Origin of the sequence: Thalassospira sp. (assembly GCF_002709775.1) — a bacterium.
Lineage (GTDB): Bacteria > Pseudomonadota > Alphaproteobacteria > Rhodospirillales > Thalassospiraceae > Thalassospira.
The window spans coordinates 40,779-54,128 of the sequence record NZ_PAQR01000053.1; the positions used below are offsets into that span (position 1 = coordinate 40,779).

9 protein-coding genes and 2 tRNA genes are annotated in these 13,350 nt (G+C 55.7%); 5 read left to right on the plus strand and 6 right to left on the minus strand.

The features are described 5' to 3' along the window. Positions 1-105: 105 nt before the first annotated feature. Complete coding sequence (locus CMO10_RS16425; protein WP_297024278.1) at positions 106-1,212, minus strand: polyamine ABC transporter substrate-binding protein; 1,107 nt, start codon at positions 1,210-1,212, stop codon at positions 106-108. Positions 1,213-1,435: 223 nt separating this feature from the next. Further along, positions 1,436-2,785 carry a glutamine synthetase family protein gene (locus CMO10_RS16430; protein WP_044828598.1) on the minus strand — a complete coding sequence of 450 codons (1,350 nt, stop codon included), beginning with the start codon at positions 2,783-2,785 and terminating at the stop codon, positions 1,436-1,438. A gap of 271 nt (positions 2,786-3,056) precedes the next feature. Here CMO10_RS16430 and dgcN point away from each other — a divergent pair, with 271 nt between their 5' ends. The 3 genes from dgcN to CMO10_RS16445 all read left to right on the plus strand — a co-directional run bounded on the left by dgcN (position 3,057) and on the right by CMO10_RS16445 (position 6,621). Then, positions 3,057-4,061: an N-acetyltransferase DgcN gene (gene dgcN / locus CMO10_RS16435; RefSeq protein ID WP_297024281.1), complete on the plus strand. Its 1,005-nt coding sequence runs from the start codon at positions 3,057-3,059 to the stop codon at positions 4,059-4,061. A 1-nt stretch (position 4,062) separates the two neighbouring features. Then, on the plus strand, positions 4,063-5,043 hold the full coding sequence (gene dgcA / locus CMO10_RS16440) for an N-acetyl-D-Glu racemase DgcA (RefSeq protein ID WP_044828600.1): 981 nt from the start codon (positions 4,063-4,065) through the stop codon (positions 5,041-5,043). Between the two features lie 378 nt (positions 5,044-5,421). Further along, positions 5,422-6,621 (plus strand): GGDEF domain-containing protein, encoded by a 1,200-nt coding sequence (locus CMO10_RS16445; RefSeq protein ID WP_297024285.1) that lies wholly within the window; start codon positions 5,422-5,424, stop codon positions 6,619-6,621. A gap of 882 nt (positions 6,622-7,503) precedes the next feature. Here CMO10_RS16445 and CMO10_RS16450 read toward each other — a convergent pair. Both CMO10_RS16450 and CMO10_RS16455 read right to left on the minus strand, forming a co-directional pair. Continuing rightward, the gene (locus tag CMO10_RS16450) at positions 7,504-8,103 is read right to left on the minus strand and encodes a GNAT family N-acetyltransferase (protein ID WP_082049709.1); all 600 of its coding nucleotides are present in this window, start codon (positions 8,101-8,103) and stop codon (positions 7,504-7,506) included. Next, positions 8,103-8,969, minus strand: a complete 867-nt coding sequence (locus tag CMO10_RS16455) for an N-formylglutamate amidohydrolase (protein ID WP_297024287.1) — start codon at positions 8,967-8,969, stop codon at positions 8,103-8,105. Before CMO10_RS16455 ends, CMO10_RS16450 begins: the two co-directional genes overlap by 1 nt. A 235-nt stretch (positions 8,970-9,204) precedes the next feature. On the opposite strand from CMO10_RS16455, the gene CMO10_RS16460 reads away from it, so the two are divergent. Together CMO10_RS16460 and CMO10_RS16465 are read left to right on the plus strand one after the other, a co-directional pair. Beyond that, positions 9,205-9,281: transfer RNA gene (locus tag CMO10_RS16460), tRNA-Val, on the plus strand. 16 nt (positions 9,282-9,297) lie between these two features. Further along, positions 9,298-9,374 (plus strand) — tRNA-Val (locus CMO10_RS16465). Between the two features lie 51 nt (positions 9,375-9,425). Here the strand turns inward: CMO10_RS16465 and CMO10_RS16470 are convergent. Beyond that, positions 9,426-10,568, minus strand: a complete 1,143-nt coding sequence (locus tag CMO10_RS16470) for an ABC transporter permease (RefSeq protein ID WP_297024289.1) — start codon at positions 10,566-10,568, stop codon at positions 9,426-9,428. Positions 10,569-10,571: 3 nt separating this feature from the next. Next, a complete protein-coding gene (gene rbbA, locus CMO10_RS16475; protein WP_297024291.1) occupies positions 10,572-13,343 on the minus strand; it encodes a ribosome-associated ATPase/putative transporter RbbA in 2,772 nt (923 codons plus the stop codon). Between the last annotated feature and the right edge of the window lie 7 nt (positions 13,344-13,350).

Genomic DNA, 13,350 nt, shown 5'->3' on the forward strand with positions numbered 1-13,350 from the left:
TCACAGGCGGGCACAGGGCGGGCGATGACGCGGCGCAAAAGCAAAAGGGCGCGAACAATGTCGCGCCCTTGGCAAAGATCAGGGATCACAATCCATTAGGATTGCTTACTGACCGGTTTTAAGCTTCGTCCACATGCGGGTACGGGTGCGCAGAAGGCGACCGCCCGGCTCAACTTTGGACTTGAGGCGTTCTTTGACTTCCTGCGGCGGATAGATGCCCGGATCTTCCAGAAGGGACGGGTCTACCAGTTCCATCGCAGCAAGGTTCGGCGTTGCATAGGCAACATAGTTCGCGATTTCTGCTTCGACGTCAGCACGCAGGACATAGTCGATGAATTTGTGCGCCAGATCCGGGTTCGGTGCATCTTCCGGGATCATCATTGCATCAAACCAGATGAGCGTGCCTTCCTTCGGAATGACATACTTGATCTCGTTGCCGTTGCCAGCTTCTTCCGCGCGAAGGGCGGCCATGCCGACATCGCCCGACCAGCCAACAGAAATACAGGTGTTCCCGTTTGCAAGGTCGTTGATGTATTGCGAGCTATGGAAATAGGTCACATGAGGACGGATCTTCTCAAGCTGCGCAAAGGCGCTTTCGATTGATTCCGTGGTCGGCTCCCCATCCGGCACATTGCCAAGATAGAAGTTCACAAGCGGAACGATCTCGCCCGGATCATCCAGAAGCGACAGACCGCATGAGGACAGCTTTTCGGCATATTGCGGATCAAAGATCATCGCCCAGCTGTCAACCGGTGCGTCGTCACCCAGGACTTCCTTGATCTTGGCAACATTATAGCCAAAACCGTTGGTGCCCCAGAAATACGGCACGGCATAGGTGTTTTCCGGATCGTACTTGGCCTGCTGCTCAAGGATGATCGGATCCAGGTTGCCATAGTTCGTAAGCTTCGATTTATCGATCGGCTGGAACAGTTTCGCCTTGATCAGGCGTTCGGCGTCGGCAAGGGTCGGAACCACAATGTCATAGCCAGAATTGCCTGCAAGCAGCTTGGCTTCGACAAGCTGGTTGCTGTCATAAACGTCATAGTTAACCTTGACGCCATATTCCTTTTCGAAATTCGCAACGGTTTCCTCGCCGATATAATCCGACCAGTTATAAACGTTGAGAACTTCCTGTGCCGATGCGCCGGTTGCGAAGCCCGATACGGCTGCCGCAAGCACAACAAGGCTTGATGTTTTAAGAAGAGATTTCATTTCGCTGAGCCTCCCATGTGGCAGCGTTTGAAAGTTTACGGTCCTGTTGTTTGATCTCCCAGAACCCGGAGATAATCCCAATATCCTTCGAATGCTTCAGGATATTGTCAAATACAAGATGGAAAAATGTGCATTTTTCGCATCAAGTCAAAATTTGTGTATTTAACATGCAACATTCTTGCGCCGGGCAGCAATACCCGGCGCAAAATTCGACAGGCGTCTTTTATACGTTCAGCAGCAGGTGCTCACGCTCCCACGCGCTGATCACGGTCTGATAGGCATCCCATTCCGCTTCCTTCACCGCGATGACGGCGGCGGCAAATTCCTCGCCCAGAAGCTCTTTAAGTGGCTTGCAACGTTGGAATTTCGCAAGTGCTTCATGGATGTGACGCGGCAGGGAATGCGCGCGATCATAGCCGGACCCTTCGATCGGGGAGGTGGCATCGACTTCCTCGAGAATCCCCAAAAGACCACAGGCAAGCGATGCGGCAACCGCCAGATACGGGTTGGCATCCGCCCCCGGCAAGCGGTTTTCAATACGGCGTGCTGCGGGCGGGCCGTTCGGCTGGCGCAAGCCGACCGTGCGGTTATCAAGCGACCAGTGCATGTTGATCGGCGCATCCGACCAGGGCTGCAAACGGCGATAGCTGTTCATGTTCGGTGCCAGAAGCGGCATGGCAGCTGGCAGGTAACGCTGCAGACCACCAATATAGTTCAGGAACAGCTTGGAGTTTTCCCCGTCATCATCGGCAAACAGGTTCTTGCCGGTTTTGATATCAAGAAGACTCTGGTGAATATGCATCGAGCTGCCCGGAAGGTTGCCCATCGGCTTGGCCATGAACGTGCCATAGACACCGTGCTTGAGTGCCGTTTCACGCAGCGTACGTTTGAACAGGAAGGCCTGGTCGGCCAGTTCAAGCGGATCACCATGGTTGAAGTTCATTTCAAGCTGGGCCGGACCCGACTCGTGGCTCATAGTATCGGCATCGATATCCATGGCCTCGCAATAGTCATAAAGGTCTTCAATCAGCGGATCGAACTCGTTGATCGCATCAATGCCAAAGGCGTTCGATGCGCGTTCCGGGCGACCCGACCGACCAATCGGCGGCTCAAGCGGGTTGTCAGGGTCGGTGTTCTTTGCCACCAGATAAAATTCAAGTTCCGGCGCAATCACGGGCTTCATGCCGCGTTCCTCAAAAGCCTTGAGAACGCGTTTCAGCACGCCGCGCGGGGACGTTGAAACTTCTTCGCCGGAAAAATGGAAACAGTCGCAGATGATCTGGGCCGTTGGCTCCTCGTACCACGGCACGACGCGCACGGTGTCCGGGTCGGGCACCATGGCCACGTCCTTTTCGGCCGGGTCAAGGAACGCATCGGTCTCCTCCGGGTAGCCGCCGGTCACCGTCAGGCAGAAAATTGCTTCGGGGATGGCAAGGCTTTTGGCCTCCAGCCCCTTCAGGAATTTCTGTGTCGGAAGAACCTTGCCGCGGGCAACGCCGGACATGTCCGGAACAATGCATTCGACTTCTTCGATTTTTCGCTCGGATAGCCACGTCTTGAGATCGGTGCTCATGTGTAGTCGGGCGCTTTCACGCCAGTCCTTCAAAATTGCATTTTCTTGCGTTTTTCGGGCCATTCCCGAACAAATTCACAAGAAAGGATGTTGGTCTTCGAAGACTATTGTATTTAATTTCGTTATTGTCGTGTTTTTTAGAATTATAGACGAAATATCGGTTAGATCGTCGAAGATATCGTTTCATATCTCTGGAACGATCCTACCAGATTGCGCTATAGTCCCGCCACAATATTAAGAGCAGCGTTTGGATGCTGGTCAAGGAGGTATTATGAAAATCGCACATCCGTATCTTATGTTTCTTGGTGACGCGCCGGACGAACTGGCTGCAAAAACCGCAATCGGCATCAAGCAGTGGCGCCCGGAATGGTGCGTCGGTCAGCTGAGCCTGCCGGGCTGTCAGGCTGATCTTGGTCTGCCGGAAATGTCGATCGCCGAAGCCAAGGCTGCAGGCGTTAAAACCCTGGTGCTTGGCGTTGCCAACCGTGGCGGCATCATCGGCCCGGCATGGATGGAAACCCTGCTGGCTGCAATCGATGCCGGCATGGACATTGCCAACGGCCTGCACACCCGTCTTTCCACTATTCCGGAGCTGGTCGAAGCCGCTGCTGCCAAAGGCGTCAAACTGTTTGACGTTCGCCACTTCGACGGCAAAGTGCCGGTCGGTAACGGTGAAAAACGTTCCGGCAAGCGCGTTCTCGCAGTTGGTACCGACTGCTCGGTTGGTAAAATGTACACCGCCCTTGCGATTGACGCCGAATTCAAAAAGCGCGGCATCAAGTCCGATTTCCGTGCCACCGGCCAGACCGGTATCTTCATCGCTGGCGAAGGCATCTCGGTTGACGCCGTGATTTCCGACTTTATCTCGGGTGCTGTTGAAACCATCGCACCGGCCAATGACGCTGATCACTGGGACGTCATGGAAGGGCAGGGCAGCCTGTTCCACGCATCCTTCGCCGGTGTTTCCATGGGCCTGATCCACGGTTCCCAGCCGGACGCACTTGTTGTCTGCCACGAGCCGACCCGCGCACATATGCGTGGTCTGCCGGGCTACAAGCTTCCGGATCTGAAAACCTGCCTCGAGGTCAACCTGCAGCACGCAAAACTGACCAACCCGGATTGCAAGGTTGTCGGTTTCGCGATCAACACCAAGGCGCTTGACGACGCAGCAGCCAAGAAGCTTCTCGCTGACATCGAAGCCGAATTCGGTCTTCCGGCTGTTGATCCGGTCCGTACCGGTGTTGCACCGCTGGTCGACAAACTTCAGGAGATCTAAGTTGCCAAAACTCAGTGTGATTTCCGAAGTCTTCCCTCTCGCACAGGTCTTCAAGATCTCGCGCGGGGCACGGACCGAGGCACATGTGGTCAAGGTGACGCTTAGCGACGGCACACATACCGGGTACGGGGAATGCGTTCCCTATGCCCGGTATAATGAAACGGTCGAAGGTGTCATTGCCGACATCGAAGCACAGGCAGACGCCCTTGACCGTGGCATGACCCGCAAGGAACTTCAGGACGCCATGAAGGCCGGCGCTGCACGTAATGCAGTCGACTGTGCCTATTGGGATCTTGAAGCCAAGCGTATGGGCCGTCGTGTTTGGGAATTGATCGGGCACAAGGCACCGGAAGGATTGATCACGGCGGAGACGCTGTCGATCGATACCCCGGACAATATGCGCGAAGCTGCCCGCAAGATCGCCCATGCGCCGCTGCTAAAGGTCAAGCTCAATGGCGAAAACGTCCTTGAGTCGGTCCGCGCTGTGCGTGAAGGCTCGCCCAAGGCGCGCATCATTGTTGATGCCAACGAAGCCTGGTCGCTTGATCTGCTCGAAGATATCGGTGCCGAACTTGACGGCCTTGGTGTCGAGATGATCGAACAGCCCCTGCCTGCCGGGCAGGATGGCGGTCTGATCGATATCGATTGCCCGGTGCTTCTGTGTGCGGATGAGTCTGTTCATACGATGGCCGACATTCCGCGTCTGGCCAATCTCTATGACATGATCAACATCAAGCTCGACAAGACCGGTGGTCTCACCGGCGCGCTCGAACTGGCAGAGGCCGCATCAAAGGCCGGCATGCAACTGATGACCGGCTGCATGGTCGGTACATCGCTTGCCATGGCGCCCGCCATGATCACCGGTGCGATGTCGCGCATTGTCGATCTCGATGGCCCGATCTGGATGGCCAAGGATCGCGACCATGCCCTGACATTCAAAAACGGTGTCATGGGTCTGCCTGATCGCGAACTTTGGGGCTGATCAGCGTCGCTTTGATCACGACGCTATACCACGGCATAATCACCCTGCGATTGGGGTGAATTTGGACGGCGCACCGTAAACCCGGTGCGCCGTTTCAGTTTCTGCGATAAAAAATCCCGCACGCCATTTTTCGACCCACGGTAGAAAGTCCCGAGGAAATTTTTTTTACCGCCAGATGTGGTGGGTTTCGGGTTAACTTTTTGTTTGCAAATCAATATCTTGCGGTCGAAATTTGCCGTTTAAAAACTGTATTCTGATCCTTATGCCGCATTACGCCACCCTAATGTATAGTTGTGTCTTCGACCAAATAAGGGAACGATGAACCTGCTGAAAAACGGGCTGAAATTGGCCTGATATCATCTGGTTGGAGCGGTTCGCGTGGATACAGGCCCTCAGGAAAATAGCAGCCCGCCTAAAAAGACCTGGCGATGTTGCTATCGGGATTTTCTCTACACGCCACGGCATGCAGAGCTTTTGCATCTGCGTCGCAAGGAATCGATTCAGCTCTCCGCCCGTTTTGCCGCTCTTTTCGTTATTGTTCTGATGATTGCCGTCCCGTTCTGGGATGGGGCCTTTGCCTCGGAAATGTGGTCCTCGCAGACCTTCATCCTGCGCCTTCTGGTCGCGGGTGTCGCGCTTGCGGTTCTCACCAATCGCGCTGTCAGCGCACGCTTAAGGCGGCGCTTCCCGTATCTTCCGATGTTGATGCTGATTGTCGCAGCAAGTTTGCTGTGTGTCTTTGCCGGTAATGATCCGCTGGCAACCGACCATATGCACAGCTCGCACAGCTTCCTTCTGATCGGGCTGGTGATGATGATTGCCATCATGCCGGTCACCCTGGTCGAGGCAGGGCTGCTTTCCGTGCCCTTTATGGTGTTGCTTGCCATCGGTGCGCAATCCGGGCTTGAAACCGGCTTTGTGCCGTTTGAAATGCTGCTTGCCTTCCTGTTGCCGCTCGCACTGGTGTCCGCCCTTGTGCAGCTTTATCGCACCATCACGGCGGCGCACGAAATCGCCATTGATCCGCTGACCAATTGTTATACCCGTGCCTTTGGTATGGAGATGATCCGCGTCAGCTTCGAGGGCGCTCTTCGCAAGAAGGTTCCATACACCATCGCCTTCATTGATCTTGATGACTTCAAGCAGATCAATGACCGCTATGGCCATGATTATGGCGACCGCATTCTCGGCGAAGTCGGCAACAACCTGATCCATCGCTTCCGCCGCTCCGATATGGTCGTGCGCTGGGGCGGGGAGGAGTTCCTCGTTCTGCTGCCCGAGCTCGACCGCGCCCGCGCGGCTGAGGTGCTTGAACGCGTTATGGCACCGGGGCTGGCAAAGCTTCAAAACGGGAAGGTGCAGTGCGCCAGTGTCGGCCTGTCCGAACGCATCGAAGATGCCATTGCCCTGCCGCAGAACCTGATCGATCTCGCCGATCAGCGCATGTATGACGCCAAAAAACGCCGGGATCGCGATGATCTCGTCGCTCAGGGCTATTCCGGCCGCCGCAACACCGTCAGCGCCATGGCCACCCCGTCAGCCTCAAACGCCCCGTCTGTCGACCGCAGCGTCAACTAAACGCCTGTTGCCGGTTAGTCACGCCCAAAGCGGCCCCAACCCACGCCACCATCCCCTCTGAAACCTCCCTGACATTGCTCTTGTTCATGCGGGGGCCCGCTTGCATGAGCAGTTCCGACCATCGACGTGTCGGGCTTGCTAAGCCCCGCACACCATATCGCGCCTGTCGCAGAGACGCAGTTTCGGCTTATTGTCTGCGTAGTGCCTCCCGACACTTCTTTAGCTGTGCCGCTACCTGCCGAGGGAGCGCTGCGGGTGTAGGGTAGGGGCGTCGCTGTCCTCCGATGCGCGGGGCGGGCAAGCTTTTGCTCCTGCCTGTCGCATGAAAGGTGGAATCGATACGGAAAATGGGCGTGGAATCCGCTTCAGGCCGACTCAAGGCAGTTCGGATTCGCGTCGATTCTCTGCTCTATTTCGAAAATTCTGTTTTCTTCGATGATCAAAAAATAGCCGCGAGATGTGAAATTTTCGGGCGTTTGAGGGGCAATGCCTTAAAATAATGCACAAAAAAGAAGCAGTAATATTTTTGACAAAAAAATAGTCAAAAAGCTATTGCGTCCTCCCCATCGAATCAGTAATCTCCATTTGTGCGCTGCGGTAGGACGCAGTGCATTCCGGCGAGCGACTTGTCGCTCGTTTCTTGGACGTTTCCTCCCTAGACTTGGGCCGCTGTCACAGGCGGCCTTCTTTTTTGCCTAAATTCAGCCAATTAGACAAGTTTCAAGCATCTGCTCAGCCGATGAGTAACTGATGTTATTTGGAATTGGTGAAATGGTGCGGTGCAAATCAACTCATGGTCATCTGACGCCAGCGCATGGAAAAAGGGCGCTGTCCGACATGCCGTGACAACGCCCCTTGAAATGTTTGTAAGCCGTTTAGCGCCTATTTCTCGCGCGTGGGATTGCCATCGGGGGTATCGCTGTCCCCGTCACCCAGGCCGCGCTGCATGATCACGCTATCGACCCAGCGGCCCATTTTAAAGCCGGCTGACTGAAGTGTACCGGCAACCCGGAAGCCCAGCCGCGCATGCAGCCCGATCGATGCGACATTCGCACTATCGCCGATCACGGCAACCATCTGGCGATAACCAAGGGCAGTGACCCGTTTGATCAGTTCCGAAAGCAACGCACTGCCAGCCCCTTTGCCGACGACTTCAGGTGCGATGTAAATCGTGTCCTCGACCGTGAAGCGGTAGGCAGGCCGTGTGCGGTACGCCCCGGCATAGGCAAAGCCCTCAACCCGGCCGTCAACATCGGCCACCAGATAGGGCAGGCCGCGTTCGCGCACATGCTGCCAGCGTGATGTCAGTTCGGCGATTTCGGGCGCGCGTTCTTCAAACGATGCCAGGCCATGCAGAACGTGATGGCCGTAAATCTCGGTGATGCGTTCAAAATCTTCGGGTTCGGCATCGCGAATGACCAGATCGCTCAAAACGTCACTGGTATCGGTGGCGTTGCTGGTGGCGGTGGTGGCGTCAGTCATTAGAACGGGTTCCCGTCGAGATCATGGAAGCGCGATATCAGATCGGTCATCTGATCACGCAGAACGTCAAAGCCGCGATGCGGGCTGATTGTCGTTTCATCCATATAAAGCGCTCGCGAAAGCTCGATCTGAAGGCTGTGCACATGTTCTTGCGGGCGACCGTAATGGCGTGTGCAATAGCCCCCGGCATATGGATCATTGTGCGCGGGCGCAAAGCCCATATCACGGAAACAATCTTCCACAAACCGCGTCAATGACGGGTGGCAGGAACTTCCATAGCAATCGCCAAGCACCAGATCAACGCGGTTTTTCATGCTGTCGCACGAATCTCCGGGCATCGAATGGCAATCAATCAGGATGCAATAGCCAAACGTGGCCCGCGTCTGATCAATCAGTTTTTGCAATGCCTTGTGATAGGGCCGGTAATAGGTATCGATCCGCGAAAGCGCTTCTTCGGCGGGCAGGCGGGGCTTGTAAATCTCGACCCCGCCACTGACCACGCGCGGGATCGATCCCAGCCCCGAAAGCGCGCGCATCGAATTGATCTCGTTGTCATCGGGAAGATCGCCATCAAACATCCGTGGATCAAGTTCCATGGCGGCCCGGTTCACATCAACATAGGCGCGCGGAAATGTCGCGCACAGCAACGGTGCGCCAAGCTTGGGGGCGGCAGTGAACAACTGATCGACAAAGGCGTCCTCGGATGCACGCAGCTCAAACGCGCCGATCCGCGCCCGGTCAATCAGATCCTGCGGGTACTGGCGGCCTGAATGCGGGGATGCAAACACCACAGGCAGGGTTTGCCGTGGTGGCAGGATAACGGTGGCGGGGCCGGTTGTGGTAAGTTCCGAAGGCAACTGGTTCATTGTCTTTCGTGATGTCCATCCCTTTTGACACGGCGTCAGGCGTCCTGCGACCCATTCTCATACTATCTTGTAGCATATGGGAATTGCCACGGAATTGATGAACATTTTTTGTCAAAAAACCATTTCTGGGGTTGCGCCAAGGTCCGCCTTGGGATAAATACCGCCTCGCCGACGCAAACGGCACAGATCATGGTTTTCGGTTACGAAGCCCTGGTCTTCTGAAAGATGGATTTGCGGGCCTATAGCTCAGTTGGTTAGAGCGTTCGCTTGACATGCGAGAGGTCACAAGTTCGAGTCTTGTTAGGCCCACCATCTTTCCCACCCATAGGGGCCTATAGCTCAGTTGGTTAGAGCGTTCGCTTGACATGCGAGAGGTCACAAGTTCGAGTCTTGTTAGGCCCACCATTCCCACCCCGCCGGGTTCCCGCGCGGGGTTTTGTGTGTCTTGATCGCGAGTTAGCGCATCTGCGCGATGCTCTTCCTGAACCGCATAGCGCTGAAGGCAAAGAAGCCCACACCAATCGCAAACACCAGCAGGAATTCCGGCCAGACGACGTCTATGCCAGCGCCGCGGAACAGGATCGCCTGCGCGTATTTGACGAAATGTGTGGCGGGCGAGAACTGCATGATGTTCTGAAGTTCCTCGGGCATGCTTTCAAGCGGTGTGCTGCCCCCCGAAAGCAATCGCAGTGGCAACACCACCAGTATGAACAGCAGGCCAAATTGCGGCATCGAACGCGTCATGGTGGCCAAGAAAATGCCAAGTGCGGTGGCAAAGAACAGATAGATCACCACACCGCCCATGAACAAAAGCTTCGATCCGGCAATCGGCACGCCCAGCACCAGCTGGACGACAAAAATCATCGACAGCATGCAGGCAATCAGGATCACAAGCCCGTTGGCCCAGACCTTGGCCAGCATGATCTCATAGGGATTAAGCGGCATCACAAGCAAATGCTCGATCGTGCCATGTTCGCGTTCGCGAATAAGCGCCGCACCCGAAAGAATGATCGACAGCATGGTGATCGCGTTGATGATCTCCATCGTGCTGGTAAACCATTCGCTTTTGACATTCTGGTTATAGGCATATCGCGTCACGATTGACGCGGCATCAGAACTGTTCTGTCCGGCCCAGGCCGACTTGCCACCAAGCCAGGTCGAGACTTCCTGCGCGATGATATTGCTGACATAGCCCTGACCGATCCCTGCCTGCATCATCGCGGTGGCATCGATATTAAGCTGCAGCTCCGGATCGCGGCCCGAAACCACATCGGCCTCGAAACGCGGCGGGATCACCAGCACAAAGGTGAATTCGCCACTATTCATCGCCGCATCAATATCGCGCTCATTGATGCGCACGGGCTGCTGGAAGTAGGGTTCGAGAAACGCGTCCGAAATCCGAAGCGACAGGGCCGACCCATCCTGATCGGCAATCGCGATCGAGCCGCGCCGCAAATCATGCGAAAAGCCGGTGGCCGAGTTATAAATCGCAAAGGAAAACGCCCAGACAATAAGCGCAATCAGCACCATGTCACGCCGGAGGCTGAAAAGCTCCTTGATGCCAAGGCGATAGATATTACTGATCCGTCTGCCAAGCATGGTTTACGCCTCCTGCTTTTTCAAAAGCAGCATCGAAAGCAGGGTCAATGCCGGGAAGAAGATCAAAAGGCTGATCAGTTCGGGATAAAGCTCCGCAAAGCCAAGCGCCTTGGTGAAGGTGCCAACACTGATCGACATGAAATGCGATGTCGGAATGGCCTTGGACATCAGCGCCGAGACCCCTTCAAGCGAGGAAACCGGCTGCATCATCCCGGAAAACATTACCGATGGCACCATGGTCGCAATCGCGGTGCCAAAAAGGGCGGCGATCTGGGTGCTGGTAAAGGACGAAATCAAAAGCCCCAGGCCCGTGGTCGCGGTAACAAACAGGATCGCCCCGATCAAAAGGGTCAGGCCATTACCGCGCAACGGCACCTCAAACCAGAACAGCGCCATCGCACTCATCAGGAAAAAGTTGATCAGGCCAAGCGCTACATACGGCAATTGCTTGCCCCAAAGAAACTCAAGTTTGGACACCGGTGTCACATAAAGGTTGGTGATCGATCCCAGTTCCTTCTCGCGCACCACGCCCACCGCCATCAGGACGGCGGGGATAAACACCAGCAACAGCGCGATGACTGAGGGCACCATGGCATAGATGCTTTTGAAGTCCTGATTATAGCGAAAACGCGTTTCAATCCTGAGCGGCTGACCGGTATCGGAACTTCCAACATCACGCTTAAGATGCTCGCTCAGATACCGCTGATGAATGCCTTCGACATAGCCATGAATGGTCTCGGCGCGAAACGGCATGGAGCCGTCAATAAACGCGCCGATTTCCGGGCTGCTGCCACGGCCGACATCGCGGCCAAAGCCCGGCGGAATTTCAATCGCCAGCGTGATCTCGCCTGCAAGTAGCCTTGCCTCAAGATCATCAATACTGGTTAGCGGTTCCTGTGCTTCGAAATAACGCGATCCCGACAGGTTTTCGGTATAGGTCCGGCTTTCCGCACTCTGATCGCGGTCCAGAACCGCATAGGTCAGGTTTTCGACATCAAAGGTAATACCCCAACCAAACACCGGCATCAGGATCGCCGTGCCAATCAGGGCAAACATCAAACGGATCGGATCGCGCACCAGTTCCATGGTTTCACGCAGTGAATAGGCCCACAGCCGCCGGAAACTGAATAGCGACGCATGCGCCGGTTTCCAGTTGGCCTGATCACCATTCGACGCGTTCAATGCATCTTCCGGGGCAGGGGCGGGCGCAGATTGCCCGTCCTCGCCATCGGCTTCCTCAAGGTGACTGATAAACGCTTCTTCCAGCGTCTCGCAGCCACGCCCCTTGGTGATCGCGTCCGGCGTATCACTGATCAGAACCTTGCCGGCATGCATCAGTGAAATGCGGTCGCAGCGCTCCGCCTCGTTCATGAAGTGGGTGGAAATGAAAATCGTCACCCCCTGATCACGTGAAAGCTCGACCAGTAATTCCCAGAAACCGTCACGTGCCACCGGATCAACGCCCGATGTCGGCTCATCCAAAATCAGGATTTCCGGATTGTGAATGATCGCCACCGCCAGCGACAATCGCTGGCGCACGCCAAGCGGTAACCGTTCGCTCAGATCATCATGATAGGGGCCAAGACCGAACCGCTCGGAAAGTTCCTTGATCCGTGGTTTGATCTTGTCTTTGGGGATGTGAAACAGATGCGCATGCAGCTCAAGGTTCTGCATCACGGTCAGTTCGGAATAAAGCGAAAAGGCCTGGCTCATATAGCCAACCCGGTTACGCAGCGCGATATCCTGCCCATCGACCGGTTTGCCAAACAGCTCGGCCATGCCTTCGGACGCATTCAAAAGCCCGGTCAGCATCTTCATGGTCGTGGTCTTGCCGCAACCGTTGGAGCCGAGAAATCCGAAAATCTCGCCTTTCTCAATCCGGAAGCTGACATCATCAACGGCGGTAAAGTCGCCAAACTTCTTGGTCAGATGTTCGGCGACAATCGCTGGCGTGTCGCCATGAATGGTGCGTTCCGGGATGTTAAGCTCATGATGATCGCGCCGCTGTTCTTCCGGCAAAAGCGCGATAAAGGCGGCCTCCAGCGTGTCTGATCCGGTGCGTTCAAGAATTTCATCGGCCGTACCGCTCGCCAGTACCTTGCCGTCATTCATCGCAATCAACCGGTCAAAGCGTGCGGCTTCATCCATATAGGCCGTCGCCACCAGAACCGTCATTTTGCTTTGCGTCTGGCGGATCGCATCGATCAATTGCCAGAATTGCTGACGCGACAACGGATCAACACCGGTGGTCGGCTCGTCCAAAATCAGGATATCCGGGTCATGGATCAGCGCACAACAAAGCCCAAGCTTCTGCTTCATCCCCCCTGAAAGCTTGCCCGCCGGGCGCTCGGTAAAGGGATCAAGGCCGGTCGCCTCAACCAGCCTTGTAATGCGTTCATCACGCTCACGCTTTCCCTGACCAAACAGGCGGCCGAAAAACTCAAGGTTCTCACGGACTGTCAGGTCCATATAAAGGTTCTTGCCAAGCCCCTGCGGCATATAGGCAATGCGCGGCAGGATCGCATTGCGGTGCCTGGCATCCGTCATCGATCCGCCAAGCGTCTCGACCGTGCCATCCTGCACCTTGCGCGCACCCGATATCAGGGCAAGCGCGCTTGATTTACCGCCCCCGTCCGGGCCGATAAAACCAACCGTCTGGCCAACCGGAATTTCAAGGCTGATGCCATCAAGGGCTGCCACCTTGCCATAGCGGTGCGAGACGTCTTCAAGACGTACGGCGATCTGATCACTGCTGCTTTCGGTGTTTTCCACCATGGTGGCG